Origin of the sequence: Alkaliphilus transvaalensis ATCC 700919, assembly GCF_000621485.1 — a bacterium.
GTDB classification, from domain to species: Bacteria; Bacillota; Clostridia; order Peptostreptococcales; family Natronincolaceae; genus Alkaliphilus; species Alkaliphilus transvaalensis.
In genome coordinates this window covers 305289-326363 of the sequence record NZ_JHYF01000001.1, presented here as the reverse complement: position 1 = coordinate 326363, position 21075 = coordinate 305289, and the positions used below count along the sequence as shown (strand labels likewise).

Below are 21075 nucleotides of genomic sequence, written 5' to 3'. Positions count from 1 at the left end.
AACTTATAAATTTATTTGCTCTACATCAATGAAATTTAGAGGATTTACAGGCTCTTGACGTTGCCATATTTCAAAAAGCAACTTATTGGAGGATAACCCTATTTCCTCTCCTTTTACTACCTTCATATTTAATTCAACATGGCTACTTTGTAGATGCTTATAAACTGTTAGAAACTCTCCTCTATGTTTAATTACAATATAATGACCTAAACCATGACTTGAATCAACTTCTATAACAACCCCTTCATCAGCAGCAACAACTGGATTACCTTCTGGTGTCCCCAATATAATACCATTTACCTTTTTACTGGTGTCTGGATCAATTTCGTTAAAATAGGTAAGAATGTTGTTTTCCACCGGCATTATAAAGTTTCGCTGACTTATATCTGTTAAATTTAGTGCCTCTAGGGCTTCTTCCCCTTTAACAATTAATTGATTTCCCCATCCTACCACCATACGATAACTCTCTTTATAATTAAATTCTTGATTCATTCTATAGGCCAGTTGGTGGCTGATTCCGTTGGTAAAACCAGTGTTAATCATATTGATTAAAAAAATAATAATAAATAAAAAGACACAAATAACAGTTTGGACTACTGTTCGCTTTAGTATTGTATTAATATCAAAAGAAAACATCGACTTTTCAGTACCAATAGGTCTTTGTTGGTTTAGTTTTGCAAAAAAGCCGAAGGGTTGTTGGCGGTTTTTACTAGTACTCATCAAAACTCTCCTCTCCCTTAGTTTGAATTAGTATAATATATTGTTGGAAGAAGAGATTTATTACTGACTATTACCATTCCTTCAAAAACTAAAAAAGACTATAACTGCTATAGTCTTTTTTAGAGATATATGTACTTTTAAAAGTTTCCTAACTTTAAATCATTTTCAGTAAATCAAACTAGTCATGCTTACTTTCTTTGATAAATTTCCTCCATTGAAGGTCTCCCCGCTCAAGTGCTCTAATTAGAATTTCTCCGGTAGCAATGTTTGTTGCTACAGGCACCTTGTAAACGTCACAGAGTCTAATTAGTGCTTGTATATCGGGTTCATGGGGTTGCGCAGCCATAGGATCCCTTAAGAAAATTACCATATCCATTTCATTTTCTGCTATTTTAGCTCCAATCTGTTGATCACCACCATAGGGACCTGACTGGAATCTATGGACTTTCAGTCCTGTGGCTTCCATAATTTTCTTACCAGTAGTACCTGTTGCAAAAAGATTATGGTCCTTTAATATGTTTTCGTAGGCAATTACAAAGTTTACCATTGAGTCCTTCTTCTGGTCATGGGCTATCAGTGCTATATTCATGATGATCCTCCAATTTCAATTATCTTCCTCTATCCTTCATCTTTTTAATAGGAATATTGGCTACTAGTGCAGGTACACTACCTTCGTCTAATTCACGCTTTGTTTTAGTTATTTTAATATCTAGACCTGCTTCATCAATTTCCATATAATCTGAAATTACTTTTATGATATCCCCCTTCACCATCTCAAGAAAGTCAGGAGAGCAGTTAGTTCGGTCATGAACTAAAACTAATTTTAGTCTCTCTTTTGCAACGTCTTTACTAGTATTACTTTCTTTTGAAAACAGTTTGAAAAAATCCACTATATACTCCTCCTTCCACCCAGATTACTTACCAAAACCGAAGATTTTTCTTAGTTTTGTAACAAATCCTCCATCAGTCTCCATATTGATGAAGGGTACTTCTTCACCCGTTAAGCGCTTAGTAATATTTCGGTAGGCTTGTCCTGCTAAAGAGGAATTTTCCGTAACTACCGGTTCCCCCTTATTAGTGGAAATAACAATAGATTCATCATCTGGAACAACTCCCAAAAGATCTATGGCTAGAATATCGATCATATCTTCAATATTCATCATATCTCCCTTTTTCACCATTTCTATACGTATCCGATTGATAATTAGTAACGGGTCCCTCAGCTCAGCCGCTTCTAGTAGTCCAATAATTCTGTCGGCGTCTCTAACAGCTGATATTTCTGGTGTTGTTACAACAATAGCTTTATCGGCACCAGCAATTGCATTTTTAAATCCTTGCTCGATTCCAGCTGGACAATCAATTATCACAAAATCGAACATTTCTCTTAATTCATTAGTAAGTCCCTGCATTTGTTCAGGCGTAACAGCATTTTTATCTCTGGTCTGGGCAGCTGGTAGCAAATATAAACCATCATACCGTTTATCTTTTATCAGAGCTTGCTTAAGTCTACAGACTCCTTCAACTACATCCACAATATCATATACAATTCTATTCTCTAAACCCATAACAACATCTAAGTTCCTTAAACCAATATCTGCATCCACCACTACAACTTTATAACCCATTTTAGCTAGTCCAGTACCAAGATTAGCAGTTGTAGTTGTCTTACCAACTCCACCCTTACCCGATGTGATTACAATTACTTGTGACATTTTTTAATAACCCCCTAACAAATACTCATTTTATCTTTTTGTTAAATACGGTTCAATATACACTACATTATCTTTTATTTTTGCCAACTCGGGCCCTTTAGGTTTTTCATACTCTCCGTCGGGAGATCTTGCAATTTTGTCTGCAATTCTAAGCTGAGTTGGATCTAGATAATAGGCCGCTACACAAGCCTTTGTATTCCCATTACTTCCTGCATGGGCAATTCCTCTTAGACTTCCCATTATAATGATGTTACCATAAGCAATGATCTCTGCACCTGGGTTAACATCTCCTAAAATAACAACATTCCCATTGTAGTCTATCTTTTGGCCTGATCTAACAGTACCTTGTACAAATTTAGTTTTACCCTCATTTATACCTTGAAAAACTTCGTCTTCTACTTCAACTGAAGTATTGTCTTGTATTATTTCCCTTTGAAGCTGCATTTGATAATCGTTAGTCATAATGTTTTCTAACTCTTCCTTTTCTTCTGCAGTTAGGGATTCACATTGAATGTCTAAAATCTTAGCACCACTAAAAAAAGATTTAGTTTTATCTAGCTTTTCTATCAGTAGTTGCTTGATGGTTTCAAAATCATTTAATGGTTTAATTTGTACATAAATTCCTTTTTTTGTGCCTTTAAACTCGACTGCGTTATCTTGGGGCATTTAATCCTACCTCCACCAATAAATTACATAGTTTTACCCTATCTATAACATTCTCCATTGATGATTTAAATCCTGCTAAGAGGGTTAAAAAATATTCGGTACTATAGTCCTGTAAATGGTTTTACAACATACAAAACCCCTTTATGTTTCCATATAAAGGGGTTTTGTATGCTTATCTTTCAGATGGAACTAATAAAACCATATCCTTTCTACGATATATTCCCAACAGGAAGCCTACTAAGGCCATATTGGCGATAAAACTTGATCCACCAAAGGAAATAAAGGGGATGGTGGCTCCGGTATTGGGAAATATGCCAAAATTCATTAATAGATTTGAAATAATTTGTAGGGCAAATACTGTGACGATAGAACTTGATAAGAACTTTCCATAGGTGGTTTTAATTTTCATGGCAGTAGCTAACATGCGAAGAATTGTTGTAAGAAGCACTATTAATACTAAAATACCTGTTACCCACCCAAAGGCAGCAACAATATAAACAAACACAAAATCTCCATTGGCCATTGGTAGCCTCAATATTTTTTCGAACCCATTATCAACAAATAAGCCGTTAGCCTCCCCTATAAACCTTGCCCCTGTCAATAATTCTAGGGCAATTTGATGTACATATCTTCCAGCAGGGTGTTGTAGTCGGGGGAATAAGTGATACCATCTTAAGCCCTGTCTTATTAGAAATAATATTATTAGAATAAAACTAAAACATGCACTTCCATAAAGAGCTACTAAAAACTTTTTCTTATTTCCCTTAAAATTTTTCCCTAGTATAGCTATTGTTGTGGTAACTATAAAGCCACTTGTTAAAAGCATCGCACTTACAAACGATGGCTGTACATAACATGCTATTACAGCAATCCCCCCTAAAATTAACAGTTTTAACATATCCATCACTTTACCATTGGCCCATCTATTTAATAGCCCAGCAAAGGAGATCAAGAATATGGGAAGAAAAATAAAAGTTGGATTAAAAGATAGACTTCCTATTGTTATCTGGGGTATTCCATAGATATAAGTACCTTTTTTAATGTAGTAAAATAGTAACGCAACAGTAGAAAGAAACACAGGTAAAGAAAATTTCTCCAATTTTGTGTAATCAGTAAAATAGCACCCAATAAAAACCACTAATCCTACTATCAAATACATGGTGTAGGATATTAAGCTAGCAGATGTGATATAACTTCCTGTCACATAGGATAATGCATTTACTACCCCAAAACCTATTATAATCATTGTTGCTACCAGGGCTAATAGCCAGCCTTCTGTTCTAGGCTTATGGGCTTGGTCTAAACTTTTACCAATTTTTACAGGATCACCCATCTGATATAGGGCCTTTTTAACAGCTTCTTCTTCCGATATCCCTTTCTGGAGATAGGCTAAAATTATCTCATCAAGATGGTTTTGTAATTCCAATGAAATAGCTTTATGTACTCCTTTGTACTTGATTTCTTGACAGACTGTAGCTAAAAAGCTAGACACCTCCCTATTCATGACATGCACCCCCTATGACTTGATTCACAGTTTTACTAAAGTATCGCCATTCTTTTTCCTTCTCTTCTAACAGTTTTCTACCTTGTGAAGTAATTTTATAGTACTTTCTTTTCCTTGAAGATTCTGTATCTTCCCAAAAGGATTCAATCATCCCTTGACCTTCAAGGGTGTGCAAAATTGGGTATAATGTTCCCTCCTTCAAAGTAAAGCTATTGTCAGAACGCTGCTCCAACTCTTTTATCATTTGATAGCCATACATTTCGCTACTACTTAGAAGATTTAGCACTAGCATTGTGGTACTACCCTTCAAGAGTTCTTTATTAATCTTCACTTTATATACCTCCTATATCTATGTATTATATATCTATGTATTATCTTATATCTAATTACAGTATTTGTCAATTTTTTTGAATTTTAATTTTGACCTCATTGTCTATCTACCAAGAATAATTGCCTCTATAATATTTGGTGTTAGTGATTAAAAGCCAGCACCTTTTTTATTGCAAAAAAAATAAGACAACTGACAATACTCTGGTAAAATATAATCGACCAAAACCACATTTTACAAGGGAGTGCTGTCAAATTGTCTCTTGATGATTGTATAATAAATCAACATTAAAGGCCTAGGAGATATACCACCTAATATTCTCCTAAGCCTTTAGATTATATTTTTCATTGTTTATTCAGTTGTTTTATATTTTTTATTTTTCTTCACCAACACCAGTTGACAAAGTGCCGATTTTTGTAGCTTTTAAAAAAAAAATTAGTGATTAGAATGATTCTCACCCGTTATAATAGTTGTAGTTGTATAATGACCGCATGCAGCACACATGTAAGCAGTAGTTCTATAATAGGTTGTAATTATACAGTTTCTATTATGGCTACACATTCCTGGGTAAGATACCTGATAATAGTTCTCAACATTGTATACCCTGTAGTTATGCTCACCAATACTACAATCCCAGTGTGAGTTTGGGTGTGTGTCAGCTGCAATACTAGAAGACGTTAAAGCGAAAATAAATATCAATACTAACATCAAACTAAACAATTTTTTCATTTTGATCATCCTTTCACTTATATTATTTGAATTCATAATAAATAATAACATATTAAACAAAAAATGTAAATAATGGAATATATTTTTTTATTGACTCTTTAAGTTGGATTTATAGCAGTCTGTAATCTTTTCACCCTTGGTTTTTGCCTTAACGTAGGTTTTATTGAAAATGTTGTCAATACCTTAAAATAGTAATTCTCTAAAGAAAATCATCTTTTCCCTCTTGCTTTTTGATTGTACAAAAAGAAGTTCTACTTATCTTTTTGAAAAGTACTACCTTTCTATAGTTGGTAAAATATTTACTTACTTAAATACCACAGAATGTAAATTACTTTATTAGTGATATGTATGCTCCTTATGTCAGATTAGCTGGTGTATTTTTTTCTAAAGCTAAAGATGATATAATACATTTCACTTTGTAAGACAAGTTATGTAGCCCAATATTCAAATCAAAAGAAAGCCCACCGTCCTCAACGTATATCGTGATACGTAAGGGCAGTGAGCTTTCACAGTCACCAAGAAGATATCGACCATCAGCCTATAGGGTAGTCTCTACTGAGTGAGTCTGTTTTGCATAATCATCTCAGTACTATCTTCTTTAATATTTAATCCCATATATTCTGCTACAATTTCCCTAAAGATTGGTGCACCATATCCACCGGAACCACCTTGGAAGATGAGGACAGAAATTGCGATTTCTGGATTTTCATAAGGAGCAAAGCCTGTATACCATGCAAAGTTATCATAATCCTCTTTAAAATGATCAAGATCAGCATTTTTGATTCGTGGGTTTAACTGCTTAATTGCTTCCCTCATGACATATGCATCATCGTGGATTCGTGGATTATCACGATCTTCTGTTCGCATTATTTCCATTTGTTCATAAACAGCAGCCTCTGTAACCCCGAAGGCACCTAAGTGCCTCTTTAGATATTCTACTTCATCAAGAGGTGGTATTTTTCCCGATCTTTGGGCTGTACCTGTCTTTCCAGCAACATCTATTGGGAATCTAGAAAAATGACTTCTAGCTGTACCGGTTGTATTTACCAGATACATTCCATAATTTACTTCATCTAAATTACTGTAGTCATTCATTGGAATTCTCTCAATTAATTCTGGTGGATGCTCACTAATTATGTTACCTTCAAAATCTGTAATTTTATTTAACACACTAACTTTGTATCGGTATCCACCATTAGCTAAAATAGCCATGTAGTTAGTCATTTGAATCGGAGTATAGGCATGTTCACCCTGGCCAATGGAAAAATTCATTGTATCAGCTTTACTCCATCTTGCTTGATTAAAGTAGGTGAACTTAATTAAGTCAGCAAAAATACTAGCTTTATCTGCCTGTAGACCTATATCAACTAGTCTATTATAAAGCACTGGTCTTGAAGGGTTTTCTTCCGTCCAACTTACGATTTCCTCTATAATATCCAGTATTTCCTCCTGAGTTGGTATTCCAATAATTTCTTCAAAGTCAGCAGGTCGTAATTGTCTTTCTAATTGTCTTGTTAATAACGCCTTAATGGTTCTGGTTTTACTTTCAACACTTGGTACTCCACCGGATCTTTCCCTCGGTACATCTATTTCGATTCCAGTTCTATCATTTAATCCAAAGCGGTGACTATAGTCAATAAAGGTATCCACATTCATAGATATAGGTAACCATCTTTCAATACCATGATCATACCCAGTACCTAAGGAGTAGAAATAGTAGTTATTAGAGTCAGCAATAGCTTGATGTAGTCCTTGCCACCCCATAGTTTGTCCTCTACCTTGATTCCAAAGCCAGTTACCAAAAGAGTGACCCCCTACTTGAATAAATCCTCTATCCAATATTTTATAATTTGGGTCAAGCCCCTGTTCAATTGCGGCTAAACCTACCAACATTTTATAGGTAGAACCCGGCTGTATCGCTGTACTTAAAGCAATATTATTTAATGGACTAGGTGCTAAAAGATCCCTCGTATTTTCAGGGTGAAGACTATTCCAATCTTCTGTGCTGATGCCAGTTGCAAATAGATTAGGGTCATAGGAAGGATAATTTGCTAGTGCTAATACTTCACCAGTATTAACATCTGTTACAACAACAGAAGCTGACTTGGCATTCTTCATAATGCCAGCTGAACCCATAAGTCTAGCACTTCCCCATTGGGTTTCATAGACACCACCAACTTGAAGAGTTTCTAATACCACTTTTAGAACTTCTTCTGCCTTTTTTTGAATATTTAAATCAATGGTTAAATAAATAGTATTTCCAGGAACTGGGTCAACAGTCTCTATAACATTAACCAACCTTCCTCGAGAATCTACAATTACATTCTGGGATCCATTAGTCCCTTTTAAAGTTTCTTCAAACTTTTCTTCAATCCCAGTTTTCCCAATCATATCATTTGGATTATAGCCTAACTCATTGACATACTTTTCAATTTCGTGGGTTTGTGAAATTTTCCCCATATATCCTAAGATATGGGCGGCAGTTTCACCTTCTGGATAATATCTTATTGGTTCGAAGGCAACATTTACTCCAGGTAATTCCATGATGTTCTCTTCTATTTGAATAATAGATTCCTTTGAAACATCGTGGGCGATTCTAACAGGTTGATACTGAAGGAAACCTGTCTTTCTTAATTGCTCTTTAATAACCATAATTCTTCTGGCATCTTCTGCCGAGTAGGTACTTTCTAGATCATAAGGCCGTTCTCTGACTCGATCAAAAGCCTCTTTAGCTGTAATGATAGCAATTTCCTCTGGGTCTCTTATCCCGTGATCTTGCAACCAATTTTGTTTTCTCATATCATAGGTAAATCTTAAGTTTTCTGGGTTTGCTACTGATATTGGTACAGATGACATATAGTTTAGAAGCTCTATTTGTGCAGCTCCCACACTTTCTTCCTGTATTCCATGACGATCTAATAAGATTTGAAAAGCTTCTGATGCTGTTTCTACCCCCAAAAGATCGTTTCTTTCCTTCCAATCTTCCTTTTCTAAATCAAAAGTAAAGTGGTATTGACCATTATCATCGACTATTATTGGAAACTCATCTACATACTGATCCCCATTACTTTCAAAAATCTGAGTTAGTCTTAGGGCAACATCATTAACTGAATCTCCTGTAACTTCATTTTTCATAATTTGTACAGTATAGCTTGTTCTATTCCCTGCTATCAGTCTACCATATCGATCTCTTATTTCCCCTCGAGGAGCAGCCAATTCAATACTCTTAAAAATCCTGTTTTCTGCTTGTTCTCTATAGGTTTCACCATTTACAATCATTAAGTCTGCTAATCTAAATAAAATGATTGTAAAAATCATCACAAAAACAGTAGTTGTTACAAAATAACGATCCTTAAATTTATTAAGAAGCATAGACACCCCACCTACCTCACGTTACCTTCTTTTCATTAATCTAGATTGAAATAATTTAGATACATAAATATAAATAAAAACGGAAAAAATAGAATTATACAACACTTCTACTACTAACATTTTCTTAAAGATATTTAATAGCTCTATTCTATAACCCAATAGATAGATAAATAGCATATTAACACCTTCGTAAAATACTGTGGCTAATGCAGTAAGGGCAAAAGGGATTAATAAATTGTCCTTAAATACCTTACGATTAATTAATCCAACCACATAGCCTGTAAGCATAAAGACCAAAGCATTTAATCCAATAACTCGACCAAACATAATATCCTGTAAAATACCTACAAAAAATCCAATTACAGCGCCTTTATACTTTCCGCTGTAAATGGAGAAGGATATTACCAAAATAAGTCCAGTACTGGGTAGCACATCAAAAATCTTAAAGTACTGAAATAGTGTGGATTGTAATATTAAATTAACAATAATGATCATTCCAATGACAATACTCTTCACTTTACTTTCCCCTTTTATTGTTCATAAGTGAAGTTAGGTGTCATTACCATGACTTTCCTAATCCTCTTAAAGTTTACTGCTGGTTCAACGGTTATGGTCTTTAATAGTTGATCGGCTGATCTAGAGACATCGACAACTTCACCGATAGGAATCCCTCGAGGAAACGTTCCTAAGCCAGAAGTAATAAGCTTATCACCGATCACAACATCTGCCATTGCATCAAATAAATATCCAGTTAGATCATTACTAATACTTCCCGATACAATCCCTTGAGAATCGCCATCTCTTAATACTTGGAAACTTACTGAACTGTTGTTATCAATGATCGATACAACTTTAGCCCAATTTCCGCCTGTCTCAAATACTCTTCCTACTAAACCATTAGAAGCTACTATAATACTTTCATTTGATATGCCATGTTGCTCTCCAGCATTAATTGTAAAAGTATTAAACCAGTTGCCAGGTGTCTTTCCTATAACGTCGGCTACAATTGTGTCAAATTCAGCTTCTTCATCTAAGAAATTTAGAGCATATCTTAATTCCCTCAACTCTTCTAATTCATCACGATTTAAACGGGTAGTAATTACTTCTGATTCCAACTCTTCTACTTGTGATCTTAATTCATCATTTTCTCGTTTAATTTTTGAAACACTAAATACTGAAATAAAACCATCACCGACTGTGGTGACACCAGTATTTATCACCTGTTGAACAGGGGAAATAATATTCCCCACCCATTTTTCAACAACAGTTATCTCTTCCCTCTGTCCAGCAGTTACACCCATAATAATAATGAGTATAATAGCTATAATAGCAACCACTATGGCAGAGCGATCTTTGTTAGCACCCCTTTTACCCATCAGTAATCACCCACTCTATCCTAGTTTCTTGGGAGTAATTAGTACGTTCTTTAAAGCATCTAAATCTTCAATTGTTTTACCTGTTCCAAGTACAACACAATCTAGAGGTTCTTCAGCTATTCTTACAGGCATTCCCGTTTCATTTTTTACTAGTTTATCTAATCCATCTAGTAAAGCCCCTCCACCAGTTAACATAATGCCAATTTCCATAATATCAGCAGCTAACTCCGGTGGTGTTTTTTCTAATGTATACTTTATTGCATCAATAATTTGACTCACTGGCTCTTTAAGGGCCTCCATAATCTCTTTTGAAGTTATTTCTAAAGTCTTTGGTAAACCAGATACTAAATCTCTACCTCTTATTAACATCTTCTCTTCCTTTACTTTTGGAAAAGCAGAGCCAACGGTAATTTTTATTTCTTCTGCCGTACGTTCACCAATCATTAAATTGTACTCCCTCTTGATGTAGTTAATGATCGATTCGTCTAACTCATCGCCACCTACTCTAATGGACTTAGCGGTAACAATACCACCTAGGGAAATAATAGCAACTTCAGTGGTTCCACCACCAATATCTACAACCATGCTACCTGTTGGCTCGGCAACTGGTAAACCTGCTCCTATAGCGGCTGCCATAGGCTCTTCTATTAAAAAGGCTTCCCTTGCTCCTGCTTGATAAGCAGCTTCTTCAACAGCTCTTTTCTCAACTTCAGTAACCCCTGAAGGCACACAGACAACTACCCTTGGTTGAACTAATGTTTTTCTTGAATAAGCTTTTCTAATAAAATATTTTAACATACTTTGTGTTACATCGAAATCAGCAATTACACCATCCTTCATTGGTCTTATTGCTCGAATATTCCCTGGAGTTCTTCCTATCATCTTTTTAGCATCTTCTCCAACTGCTAAAACAGTTTTAGTCTCACTTTGTATCGCAACTACGGAAGGTTCTCTTAAAACAATCCCCTTACCATTCACATAAACTAATGTATTTGCTGTTCCTAAGTCTATACCCATATCCTTTGAAAAGAATTTAAATATGCCCATTATACTGCTCCTTCCTCTACATTAAATCATTCTCTTTTAAACTGTAATAATTGCCATCTCCCACAATAATATGATCTAGGACTGTTATACCAATAAGTTTTCCCGCTTCTTGTAATCTTTGGGTTATTTTAATATCTTCATTACTCGGCCTTGGGTCACCACTTGGATGATTATGGGCCAAAATAATTGATGAGCTACTTCTTTTGATAGCCCTGACAAAAACCTCCCTCGGGTGAACTATTGATGCATTTAAACTTCCAATTGAGATGTTTTCTACAGCTATCACTTCATTTTTTGTGTTTAGTAAAATTATATTGAAATGTTCCTTTTTCAAGTAGCGCATTTCTTCCATTAGCAGGTTACTTACATCATCTGGTCCCTTTATTTTATAATTATTAGCCTTTGTTGCCAAAGCTATACGTTTGCCTAACTCGACAGCAGCAATTAATTGAGATGATTTAGCTAAACCAATTCCCTTTATTTGACTTAATTCTTCTACTGTTCCATCTGTTAAAAATCGTAATCCTTCTTGGCTAAAGCTTAAGATGTTTTCTGCTAAACCTAAAGCAGATTGATCTTTCGTTCCCGTTGATAAAAGTATTGCCAAAAGTTCGGCGTTAGATAGTTTTCTAACTCCATATTTTAGTAATTTTTCCCTTGGTCTCTCGTCCTGTGGCATCTTCTTAATTGTAGTATACCCTTCTATTCCCATTCCTTTTCACCCAACCATACATATAATTTATTCGATTAGTTTATTCCAATTATTTAAAATAAAATGCAAAATTAATAATTTAATAAACTTTTCTCAAACTCTTTTCTTAATGTTTCTTCTATTTTAAATAAAGGTAATCCTACGACATTAAAATAATCACCTTCTATTTTCTCCACAAATAAAGATGCCTTTCCTTGAATCCCATATGCCCCTGCTTTATCCATCGGCTCACCAGAGCGAATATAGGACATAATTTCATCATGATTTAACTCTTTAAAATAGACTTTAGTAGTCTCAGATGAAAGAATCTTTTTATTAGATGGATATTCCACCACAGCAAAAGCAGTTATTACTTCATGAACTGTGGCAGAAAGTGATTTAAGCATGTCATAAGCTTCACCTTCATTGGCTGGCTTACCCAATATCCCTTGATGATACACAATGGTGTCTGCTGCTATAATAATAGACTCTTCATTTACATCAGTTAATACTGCCTGCGCTTTCCTAAAAGCGTTTTCACAGGCAAGCTTATAGGGATCATAATCAACTTCTTTAATTTCATCAACTTCTTTTGCAACCACATCGAATTTAACACCTAAGTTAGTTAATAGTTCCTTTCTCCTGGGAGAATTTGATGCCAATATCAATTTTGTCATTAATCCACCTACAATCTATTGAATATTAGAACTGCCAAAAGGAGTCCCACTAAACTGGCAACATTAATTTCAATAAGCATAGTCACATGAAAGTAAATTACACCTAAATTCACTTCTAAATTTCTTAGTCCTAATGGACCTGGCCCATAGGAAAGCAATGGCAATACATTCCCTAAAGAAGTGCCAATTAAGCTGCCTATAACTACTCCCGTCACTAACAAAAGTAATAATAGCCAAGGATTTTTGTACTTACTCATTTTGTGTCCTCCTAAAGTAAATTATGTCCCAATTACTTCATTTAAATGACCTGTTTTTGATATTGTAAAGTTTGCTGTAAGACCAATAAAAATCCCAGTAAAAATACTTGCCATCATTAGTACTGGCAAATAAATAAAGATTCGTGGGTTGCTAATTAACAAACTAGCAACTGTTAGCTGAGCAATATTATGGCCTAAAGCTCCAAAAACACTTACCCCAACCAAACTGAAATATTTACTTAAATATCTATAAACTAAATACATTAAAATGGTACTAACAATGGCACCTGCCATACTATACATCATAGAACTAACTGCACCTGTAGCTAGTCCACCCAAAAAACACCGTAGAAGATTTACGCTTAAGGCATATTTAAAACCAAACAAAACTAATGTGATTAATCCAATAATATTTGCTAAACCAAGCTTAGCCCCTGGAGCAATTCCCATAAATGGATTTGGTATAAAATTTTCGATCACATGTAGGGCTAACCCTAATGCAGTAAGCATTGCTAAATGTGTTAGTTTTTTTGTATTCATTTACATCACCCTTTTCTAACTGACTATTGAACTGGATTTTTTTGCTTTAAGGGCTCTATAGATTAGTATATATTATAGAACACTTTATATAATATTTTAACATAGAATGTGCAATAAATATAACTTTTCTATCAAAAATTTATAGCATATATATTCCAAATTTCCCCTTATATAATGCATATATATACTTCGAAAAAATTCTATTTTTTGCAGGGTACAAATCATTCCTTTTCTGAAACTTTCCTATGGCAATAAATTCACATAATCCATTAAAGTTTATCATTAAAGGAAACAACTTACAAGTAGTAATTATTAGAATTCTAATCATTGCCATTTGTATTTTATTAAATATATTTAATAAAGTTATCAAAAACAGATAAAAGAGTTTCCATTATGAAAACTCTTTTATCTCTATCATTGATGAAATTAGATTACATCCTTCTTTTGCATGTCTCTTCTTTCATAATTACCTTCGATTGCTTTAGTTGGGCATTTTTCAACACAAACAAAGCAATTAGTACATTTATCATAGTTGATGAAGGCTAAGTTATTTTCAAAATCAATAGCTTCGTGAGGACATGATTTAACACAAATCTTACATGCTATACATCCTACGCTACATTTTTGTCTTACAACTTTACCAACTTCTTTGTTATTACAAGCAATCACTACATCTTGGTCATAAGGAACCATGTCTATAACTTTCTTAGGACAAACTTCAACACATTTTCCACATGCTGTACATTTTTCTGGAATGATCTTAGCGATTCTTCCATCAACAATTTCAATAGCATCAAATGGACACGCTCTAACACAAGTTCCTAATCCTAAGCAACCATATTCACAAGATTTGCTTCCGCCACCAACCATTGAAGCAGCGACACAATCTTGTACTCCCTTATATTCAAATCGCTCTTTACACTTAGTTGTAGTCCCATTACAAATAACTTTAGCAACCGTCTTAACTGATTCTGTTTCTTCTACTCCCATAATCTTAGCCAATGCACTGGCACATTCAGCACCACCAACAGGACATCCATTTACAGGAAGTTTACCTTCAAATACTGCTTTAGCAAAACTATCACATCCAGGAACGCCACAACCACCACAGTTAGCTCCTGGTAACGCATCTCTAATTAATAATAGTTTAGGGTCTACCTCAGTACCAAATTTCTTTGATGCATAGGCAAGTCCTGCTCCGAAAAGAAGTCCCATTCCACCTAAACTCACGATTGGTAGTACAATCACTTGTTGAATATTCATCTGATCACTCCTTTACACAAGTCCACTGAAACCTAAGAAGGCTAACGACATTAAACTTGCTGTAATTAAGGCAATTGGAAAACCTTTGAATACTTCTGGTACATCATACAGCTCTAATCTTTCTCGGATAGCTGCAAATAATACAATAGCTAACGAAAACCCAATTGCTGCACCAATTGCATGAATCATCGTTTCGATAATATTGTAATCTAATTGGATATTTAAGATAGTTAATCCTAAAACTGCACAGTTTGTTGTAATTAGAGGTAGGAAAACCCCTAAAGATTGGTACAGTGTAGGACTGGTTTTTTCGATTACCATCTCTACAAATTGAACTAATGCTGCAATTACTAGAATAAACGCTATTGTTTGTAAATATTCTAAGTCAAATCGCTTTAGAATTTGATTTTGAATGATATAAGTCATCATAGAAGCTAAGGCCATAACGAAAGTAACAGCCATACCCATTCCAAAGGCAGTTTCTACCTGTTTAGAAACTCCAAAGAAGGGACAGATTCCTAAGAATCTTGATAGAATAAAGTTATTTACTAATATAGAACTAACTAATATTAAAAATATCGAAGAAACTGACAACGCCTACACCTCCTTAAAGTTCATTTAATTCTTTAGAAGTAATTTTATTAAATAGTGCTAATAGTAAACCTAATGCTAAGAAAGCTCCTGGTGCTAATGTCATAACTCTTGCTGGCTCGTAGAAAGAACCTAAAATTGTAACACCGAAGATTGTTCCTGCACCAAATAATTCTCTAACACTACCTAAGATTACTAAAGCAACAGTAAATCCAACTCCCATCCCGATACCATCAATAATAGAAGGTAAACCTGATTGCTTTGATGCAAAAGATTCTGCCCTTGCTAATATTAAACAGTTAACTACGATCAGTGGAATAAAAATACCTAAAGCTCTATCTAAATCTGGTAAGAAAGCCTTCATTAACATCCCTATAATCGTAACGAAGGTTGCGATAATAACAATGTAGGATGGTATTCTTATTTTACTTGGTATTAACTTCTTTACTAAAGAAATAACTAAGTTAGAACCAATCAATACTGAAGTTGTTGCTAAACCCATACCTAAAGCATTTTCAGCAGAGTTAGTAACAGCTAACGTTGGACACATACCTAATAATTGTACAAATACAGGGTTATCAAATATAACACCTCTTGAAAAAATTCGACCAAACTTCATCATTTCACCTCCGACGACCTAGCGATTTTTCAAAACTTCTTCAAACAATTGAGTAGAACGGTTTATACCTCTAGCAACTGCCTCCGAAGAAACTGTAGCTCCAGTAACCGTCTCAATATCATTTTCTCTTTGAGGATCTTTAGTAACTTGGAATTCATTTGTAGTAGCTTTATCTAAAAACTGGTTAATAAATGCAGCATCTGCAATTTTTGTTCCAAGACCTGGCGTCTCAGTGTTGTCACCAACTTTAGCACCAGTAATGATACCATCAATTGATATACCAATAAGGATATCTACTCTACCACCGTATCCTTGAGGATTTGATTTTACCGTATAACCAACAACCTCACCATTTTTAGTTCCTTGATATACTTCTACGATATCTGTTACCCCTGTAACATTGGCATCTTCAACTAACTCAAATTCTTCAGCCTCTGGTAGTAATACCTTAATAGCCGCAACATTTTCTTCGTGGGCTCTTGCCTGAATAATTCCTTGTGTATAGTCATTAGTTACTCCTAAAATGAAAGCAGAGATAGCGCAAATAATTAGAAGTACTAAACCCAATTTAATCATATCACGCACTTTGCTTCACCTCCCCAAAAACTCTTGGACTAGTATATTTCTCGATTAGTGGAGCAGCAATATTCATTAAGATAATTGAGAATCCAACACCTTCTGGATAAGATCCATAGAATCTGATCACTGTAGTTAGGATACCACATCCTAAAGCAAATATTACTTTACCACGAGCTGTTACTGGAGAAGATGCATAATCAGTTGCCATATAAATAGCACCGATCATTAAACCACCTGAAAACACATGATATAACATAAAGTTAATATCGAACCCACCAAAAATTAAAGTTAAAATTGCTACTGTTCCAATATAGATAACAGGAACTTTTGGAGACATTACACGACGATAAACTAAGTATAGGCCACCTAAAATCAATAGTATTGCAGAAGTCTCTCCCATACTACCGCCTGTGTTACCAATTATCATATTAAATATGCTTGGTGCATTTCCTGGAATTTCTGTAGCACCTTTAATTAAAGCAAGGGGTGTTGCTGTACTTACAGCATCTACTCCTGGTCTAATCCAAGCTGTCATTCTATCTGTCCATGAAATTGTTAAGAAGATTCTGGCTGCTAATGCAGGGTTCATGAAGTTTTGTCCAATCCCTCCGAATAACTGTTTAACAACAATAATAGCAAATGCAGAACCAACAACTGCAATCCACCATGGAGCAGAAGCAGGTATATTTAAAGCTAAAAGTAAACCAGTAATCACAGCACTAAAGTCAAGGATTGTTGTTTTTTGATTTCTTATTTTTTGTATCCCCCACTCACTTACAACTGCAGTTATTACTGCTAATGCAACTAAAATTGCAGCATTTAATCTAAAATAGTATACAGCAGCAATAGTGGCTGGAAGTAATGCAATAACAACATCTAACATGATTTTTGAAGTTGTATTTTTAGACCAAACGTGTGGAGAAGAAGATACAGTTAATTTTTCTACCATTATTTCTTTTCCCTCCCATCATTAATTAAGCTTGTTTTCTTTTTTTTGCGATGATATATCGCTTTGCAACTCTAATAGATTGTAATAGAGGTATCTTAGCTGGACAAATAAATGAACATGATCCACACTCAATACAATCTAAAGCTCGATACTTTTCAGCACTCTCCATCATGTTATTGAAGGAGTAATTACTAATGTGAAGAGGTTGTAGGAAAGCAGGACAAATGTCAACACACTTACCACATCGAATACAAGCACTGGCTTCTGGAACTTCTGCCTCTTCTCCTGTGAAAACTAAAATACCTGAAGAACCTTTAGTTGTAACAACCTCATCTGAGGGTTGTGCTAATCCCATCATTGGTCCACCCATCAGAATTTTCCCTGGTTCACCAACATAGCCACCACATTGTTCGATGATACTGTTAATGGATACACCGATCTTAATTAATAGGTTTTTAGGTGTTTTAACACCATTTCCAGATACAGTTGTAATACGTTCTACTAGAGGCATACCTGTTTTAATAGCAGTTGCAACTTGTGCTGCTGTTCCAACGTTGTTAACGATTACACCGACATCCATTGGTAGTCCACCAGATGGAACTTCCCTTTTAGTACAAGCATAAATTAATTGCTTTTCTGCCCCTTGAGGATACTTAGTATACAATGCAACAACCTCAATATTTGAATAGCTAGAAGCTGCCTTTTTCATTGTTTCAATTGCGTCTGGCTTATTGTTTTCAATACCAATATAACCTTTTTCAACTCCAACTGCCTTCATTAATGCGATTAAACCAAAAACAACATCTTCTGGTTTCTCTAACATTAAACGATGGTCTGCAGTAAGATAAGGTTCACATTCTGCTCCATTTAAGATGATTGTATCAATCTTCTTTTCTGGTGGCGGAGATAGCTTAACATGGGTTGGGAAAGTTGCTCCACCCATACCAACAATTCCTGCTTCTTTAATAATTTCAATAATTTCAGCAGGTTTTAAATTTTCTAGCTTCCCCTTTGGTTTAACAGAAGGATCTACCTCATTCTGTCCATCAGACTCAATAACTACTGAAAGTACTTCTCCACCTGTGACGCTTGGCATCATAGAGATGGATTTAACCTCACCAGAAACACTGGAATGTACAGGTGATGACACAAAGCCTTTTGCCTCACCAATTTTTTGCCCTACCAATACTCTATCCCCTGCTTTAACAATAGCTTCGCAAGGTGCCCCGATATGTTGCTGAAGTGGAATAGCAACAACACTTGGGTCGATAGCCTTTTCAATTGCTAGGTGCTCAGTTGCTTCTTTAAATTCTGGTGGATGGATTCCACCTTTAAAGGTTAAAAAATTCATTGTTATTTTCACCCCTTACATAAAATTATAACAAAATTTGCTTTTTATAATGTATTCTACATAAAAATACAAGTTCCTTTGTACAAATGCAGATTAATAATATCGAATACTGTATACAGTAATTTCGAATTATGATTTCTACCTTTGCATCCTTCAGAACTTATTTCATAGTTGTCTTCATGCAGAATCATTAAATAAAATTGAGATATTGCTAAGTTTCCCATAGCCCTCTCTCAATTTTTAGTAAAGATGAATTACTTTTATAAAAGAATAATTCAATATTATTAAATACTATAATATTACAAAATTTATATTTTAACAAGCTTTTTTATCCCACTTTCTATATAGTCTTTAATCCAAGTAATTACCTCTATATCAGTTATAGACAGTCCTTGAAGTATTTTTTTAATTTCTAAAGTACTGAAAAAAAATTTCTCAATATCTTTGGTATGGGTGTAAGTATACTCAATATTTTCATCCCCCAACAGCAAGGTTATCATTGTGTCAGCCATGTTTCCTATAGGTACACGGTTTATATGGTCATGAAGAAAAGTTGCAACTACTGTAGTTCCTTTACCTTTTTTAGATTCTATTTGTAGACTTCCTCCACATTCTTCGGCTGCAGCTTTAAAAAGGGGAAGTCCTAGTCCCACTCTTCTTGTTGTTCTAGTAGTTGTAAAGGGATCTAATACAATTTTTAACATTTCCGAGTCCATACCACATCCGTTATCCTTAATGGAAATTGTTAGTAAGTTTTCTTTAATATCTTCTTTAATTGTTATATCTATCTGTGTTGCCTTAGCACCTACAGAATTTTCAGCCAAATCTAGTATGTGGAGTGATAATTCCTTCACAATAAATCACCTCTATTTAAGTTCTCCATTTTATTTATGTCACATTTTTTCTAGAGCTTCAATAACACCAGAAATTGATAGTTCCTCTACCTCCAAATATACTTCTCTTTCTAATATATCACCTAATTGATGGGCATCGGAACTTTTAATCTTTTTGTATTTAGATAAGTAGGGATGTTTTTCCACTAAGGATGAATATCGACAAGAAGTAGTTAACTCAACAGTATTTATCAGAAGGTCTGGGGGGATAAAACCAAGATTAGAAAGGATACTATAGCTTCCTCGGTCTATATGGGCGGGTATTGATATGCCATTAAATTTCTTAATCGCATCGATTGCTTCTCTTAAGGTTAACTTAGTTGCATTCAATAATAGGGAAGGATATTCTCCTATTATTTCATCATATTGATTATAAAGGAGCTGTCTACCGAATATCTTCTCATGATAAGCCATAACAATTAAGTTGTTTTCAATAAATTGCTGAAAATTTAAAGCAGATTCCAAATCTCTAAAATAGCCTAACAGGTGTACATCTTCTTTAGTTGTTATTTCCACTCCCGGTATTAACAATAGGCGTTTCTCCTCTGCCACTTGAGTAAATGCTGGTATATTCTTCAAACAATTATGGTCGGTTATTGAGATTGCATCTAACCCTTTTAGCTTAGCCATACCAATAATGTTGTTTGGTGTCATATCCTCTTCACTACAGGGTGAAAGTCCACTATGAATATGTAGATCTACTGCAATCTTCATGACTGATCAGCTTCTAATAGTTGTCCATATTTAAATGCTAATTGAAAGGCACTTTCTTTACTCCTGAGAAGAGGAATATTTTCTTCATTCGCCTTTTCAATAGTGGCTTCATCGATGTCAGCACCTTCAGGTATGATAATACATGCTGCTTCTCCTAACATTGCAACAGCCACAATATTTACATGGGTTTGAATTGTTACCCAACAATTTCCTTTACGTATATTAGCCATAACCCAACTTAGTAAATCACCAATATACATTCCCTCCACAACTTGACTAAGTCCTGTTGCTCCTGCTATAACCTCTAACTCCATTTTTTCTACCAATTGATTTACTGTTATCATCATAACCTCCTATAAATACGTTAGTCTTTATTAAATTCACAACAAATGGGCTTTAATGCTAAACCTGTATTTACTAACCTTTGTTCTAACTATTATTTTATGTTATTATTTTAACAAATTCTTTTTTTCTCTTATTGTATTATTTAATTATTT

Annotated in this window: 24 protein-coding genes; all 24 read right to left on the bottom strand. The window is 34.6% G+C overall.

What is annotated here, in order from left to right; genetic code table 11:
* Positions 1-3 precede the first annotated feature (3 nt).
* The 24 genes from T335_RS0101420 to T335_RS0101305 all read right to left on the bottom strand — a co-directional run bounded on the left by T335_RS0101420 (position 4) and on the right by T335_RS0101305 (position 20922).
* A complete protein-coding gene (locus T335_RS0101420) occupies positions 4-720 on the bottom strand; it encodes a murein hydrolase activator EnvC family protein (protein ID WP_026475950.1) in 717 nt (238 codons plus the stop codon).
* Between the two features lie 178 nt (positions 721-898).
* Positions 899-1309, bottom strand: coding sequence for a methylglyoxal synthase (gene mgsA, locus T335_RS0101415; RefSeq protein WP_026475949.1), 411 nt, complete (start codon positions 1307-1309; stop codon positions 899-901).
* A 19-nt stretch (positions 1310-1328) separates the two neighbouring features.
* Positions 1329-1613 (bottom strand): cell division topological specificity factor MinE, encoded by a 285-nt coding sequence (gene minE, locus T335_RS0101410; RefSeq protein ID WP_084280836.1) that lies wholly within the window; start codon positions 1611-1613, stop codon positions 1329-1331.
* A 21-nt stretch (positions 1614-1634) separates the two neighbouring features.
* Complete coding sequence (gene minD / locus T335_RS0101405) at positions 1635-2432, bottom strand: septum site-determining protein MinD (protein ID WP_026475947.1); 798 nt, start codon at positions 2430-2432, stop codon at positions 1635-1637.
* Positions 2433-2462: 30 nt separating this feature from the next.
* A complete protein-coding gene (gene minC / locus T335_RS0101400; RefSeq protein ID WP_026475946.1) occupies positions 2463-3098 on the bottom strand; it encodes a septum site-determining protein MinC in 636 nt (211 codons plus the stop codon).
* 172 nt (positions 3099-3270) lie between these two features.
* On the bottom strand, positions 3271-4602 hold the full coding sequence (locus T335_RS0101395) for an FtsW/RodA/SpoVE family cell cycle protein (RefSeq protein ID WP_051569073.1): 1332 nt from the start codon (positions 4600-4602) through the stop codon (positions 3271-3273).
* Complete coding sequence (locus tag T335_RS0101390) at positions 4595-4933, bottom strand: PadR family transcriptional regulator (RefSeq protein ID WP_026475944.1); 339 nt, start codon at positions 4931-4933, stop codon at positions 4595-4597. Before T335_RS0101390 ends, T335_RS0101395 begins: the two co-directional genes overlap by 8 nt.
* 1278 nt (positions 4934-6211) lie before the next feature.
* On the bottom strand, positions 6212-9031 hold the full coding sequence (locus T335_RS0101385; RefSeq protein WP_026475943.1) for a penicillin-binding transpeptidase domain-containing protein: 2820 nt from the start codon (positions 9029-9031) through the stop codon (positions 6212-6214).
* A 21-nt stretch (positions 9032-9052) separates the two neighbouring features.
* Complete coding sequence (gene mreD, locus T335_RS0101380; protein WP_026475942.1) at positions 9053-9547, bottom strand: rod shape-determining protein MreD; 495 nt, start codon at positions 9545-9547, stop codon at positions 9053-9055.
* A 14-nt stretch (positions 9548-9561) separates the two neighbouring features.
* On the bottom strand, positions 9562-10407 hold the full coding sequence (gene mreC, locus T335_RS0101375; RefSeq protein WP_026475941.1) for a rod shape-determining protein MreC: 846 nt from the start codon (positions 10405-10407) through the stop codon (positions 9562-9564).
* Positions 10408-10422: 15 nt separating this feature from the next.
* A complete protein-coding gene (locus tag T335_RS0101370) occupies positions 10423-11454 on the bottom strand; it encodes a rod shape-determining protein (RefSeq protein ID WP_026475940.1) in 1032 nt (343 codons plus the stop codon).
* A 16-nt stretch (positions 11455-11470) separates the two neighbouring features.
* Positions 11471-12166, bottom strand: coding sequence for a RadC family protein (gene radC / locus T335_RS0101365; protein ID WP_026475939.1), 696 nt, complete (start codon positions 12164-12166; stop codon positions 11471-11473).
* Between the two features lie 71 nt (positions 12167-12237).
* On the bottom strand, positions 12238-12822 hold the full coding sequence (locus T335_RS0101360; protein WP_026475938.1) for a Maf family protein: 585 nt from the start codon (positions 12820-12822) through the stop codon (positions 12238-12240).
* Between the two features lie 8 nt (positions 12823-12830).
* Positions 12831-13079 carry a DUF4321 domain-containing protein gene (locus T335_RS0101355; protein ID WP_026475937.1) on the bottom strand — a complete coding sequence of 83 codons (249 nt, stop codon included), beginning with the start codon at positions 13077-13079 and terminating at the stop codon, positions 12831-12833.
* A gap of 21 nt (positions 13080-13100) precedes the next feature.
* Positions 13101-13619: a Gx transporter family protein gene (locus T335_RS0101350; protein WP_026475936.1), complete on the bottom strand. Its 519-nt coding sequence runs from the start codon at positions 13617-13619 to the stop codon at positions 13101-13103.
* A 426-nt stretch (positions 13620-14045) separates the two neighbouring features.
* Entirely contained in the window at positions 14046-14882 is an 837-nt protein-coding gene (locus T335_RS0101345; protein ID WP_026475935.1) for an RnfABCDGE type electron transport complex subunit B, read from the bottom strand.
* Positions 14883-14894: 12 nt separating this feature from the next.
* The gene (gene rsxA / locus T335_RS0101340) at positions 14895-15476 is read right to left on the bottom strand and encodes an electron transport complex subunit RsxA (RefSeq protein ID WP_026475934.1); all 582 of its coding nucleotides are present in this window, start codon (positions 15474-15476) and stop codon (positions 14895-14897) included.
* A gap of 13 nt (positions 15477-15489) precedes the next feature.
* Positions 15490-16092, bottom strand: a complete 603-nt coding sequence (gene rsxE / locus T335_RS0101335; protein WP_026475933.1) for an electron transport complex subunit RsxE — start codon at positions 16090-16092, stop codon at positions 15490-15492.
* 18 nt (positions 16093-16110) lie between these two features.
* Entirely contained in the window at positions 16111-16668 is a 558-nt protein-coding gene (locus T335_RS0101330; RefSeq protein WP_034327488.1) for an RnfABCDGE type electron transport complex subunit G, read from the bottom strand.
* A 1-nt stretch (position 16669) separates the two neighbouring features.
* Entirely contained in the window at positions 16670-17620 is a 951-nt protein-coding gene (locus T335_RS0101325; RefSeq protein WP_026475931.1) for an RnfABCDGE type electron transport complex subunit D, read from the bottom strand.
* A 25-nt stretch (positions 17621-17645) separates the two neighbouring features.
* The gene (gene rsxC / locus T335_RS0101320; protein ID WP_026475930.1) at positions 17646-18971 is read right to left on the bottom strand and encodes an electron transport complex subunit RsxC; all 1326 of its coding nucleotides are present in this window, start codon (positions 18969-18971) and stop codon (positions 17646-17648) included.
* A gap of 308 nt (positions 18972-19279) precedes the next feature.
* Positions 19280-19825, bottom strand: coding sequence for an ATP-binding protein (locus tag T335_RS0101315; RefSeq protein WP_026475929.1), 546 nt, complete (start codon positions 19823-19825; stop codon positions 19280-19282).
* A 39-nt stretch (positions 19826-19864) separates the two neighbouring features.
* A complete protein-coding gene (locus T335_RS0101310; RefSeq protein WP_026475928.1) occupies positions 19865-20578 on the bottom strand; it encodes a PHP domain-containing protein in 714 nt (237 codons plus the stop codon).
* Positions 20575-20922, bottom strand: coding sequence for a DRTGG domain-containing protein (locus T335_RS0101305; RefSeq protein ID WP_051569072.1), 348 nt, complete (start codon positions 20920-20922; stop codon positions 20575-20577). Before T335_RS0101305 ends, T335_RS0101310 begins: the two co-directional genes overlap by 4 nt.
* Between the last annotated feature and the right edge of the window lie 153 nt (positions 20923-21075).

Excerpts from the sequence above, each read along its gene's own strand:
- T335_RS0101420 (WP_026475950.1), bottom strand. The coding sequence starts at position 720 with ATGAGTACTAGTAAAAACCGCCAACAACCCTTCGGCTTTTTTGCAAAA.
- mgsA (WP_026475949.1), bottom strand. The coding sequence starts at position 1,309 with ATGAATATAGCACTGATAGCCCATGACCAGAAGAAGGACTCAATGGTA.
- minD (WP_026475947.1), bottom strand. The coding sequence starts at position 2,432 with ATGTCACAAGTAATTGTAATCACATCGGGTAAGGGTGGAGTTGGTAAG.
- minC (WP_026475946.1), bottom strand. The coding sequence starts at position 3,098 with ATGCCCCAAGATAACGCAGTCGAGTTTAAAGGCACAAAAAAAGGAATT.
- T335_RS0101395 (WP_051569073.1), bottom strand. The coding sequence starts at position 4,602 with ATGAATAGGGAGGTGTCTAGCTTTTTAGCTACAGTCTGTCAAGAAATC.
- T335_RS0101385 (WP_026475943.1), bottom strand. The coding sequence starts at position 9,031 with ATGCTTCTTAATAAATTTAAGGATCGTTATTTTGTAACAACTACTGTT.
- mreC (WP_026475941.1), bottom strand. The coding sequence starts at position 10,407 with ATGGGTAAAAGGGGTGCTAACAAAGATCGCTCTGCCATAGTGGTTGCT.
- T335_RS0101370 (WP_026475940.1), bottom strand. The coding sequence starts at position 11,454 with ATGGGCATATTTAAATTCTTTTCAAAGGATATGGGTATAGACTTAGGA.
- radC (WP_026475939.1), bottom strand. The coding sequence starts at position 12,166 with ATGGGAATAGAAGGGTATACTACAATTAAGAAGATGCCACAGGACGAG.
- T335_RS0101360 (WP_026475938.1), bottom strand. The coding sequence starts at position 12,822 with ATGACAAAATTGATATTGGCATCAAATTCTCCCAGGAGAAAGGAACTA.
- T335_RS0101355 (WP_026475937.1), bottom strand. The coding sequence starts at position 13,079 with ATGAGTAAGTACAAAAATCCTTGGCTATTATTACTTTTGTTAGTGACG.
- T335_RS0101350 (WP_026475936.1), bottom strand. The coding sequence starts at position 13,619 with ATGAATACAAAAAAACTAACACATTTAGCAATGCTTACTGCATTAGGG.
- T335_RS0101345 (WP_026475935.1), bottom strand. The coding sequence starts at position 14,882 with ATGAATATTCAACAAGTGATTGTACTACCAATCGTGAGTTTAGGTGGA.
- rsxE (WP_026475933.1), bottom strand. The coding sequence starts at position 16,092 with ATGAAGTTTGGTCGAATTTTTTCAAGAGGTGTTATATTTGATAACCCT.
- T335_RS0101330 (WP_034327488.1), bottom strand. The coding sequence starts at position 16,668 with ATGATTAAATTGGGTTTAGTACTTCTAATTATTTGCGCTATCTCTGCT.
- T335_RS0101325 (WP_026475931.1), bottom strand. The coding sequence starts at position 17,620 with ATGGTAGAAAAATTAACTGTATCTTCTTCTCCACACGTTTGGTCTAAA.
- rsxC (WP_026475930.1), bottom strand. The coding sequence starts at position 18,971 with ATGAATTTTTTAACCTTTAAAGGTGGAATCCATCCACCAGAATTTAAA.
- T335_RS0101310 (WP_026475928.1), bottom strand. The coding sequence starts at position 20,578 with ATGAAGATTGCAGTAGATCTACATATTCATAGTGGACTTTCACCCTGT.
- T335_RS0101305 (WP_051569072.1), bottom strand. The coding sequence starts at position 20,922 with ATGATAACAGTAAATCAATTGGTAGAAAAAATGGAGTTAGAGGTTATA.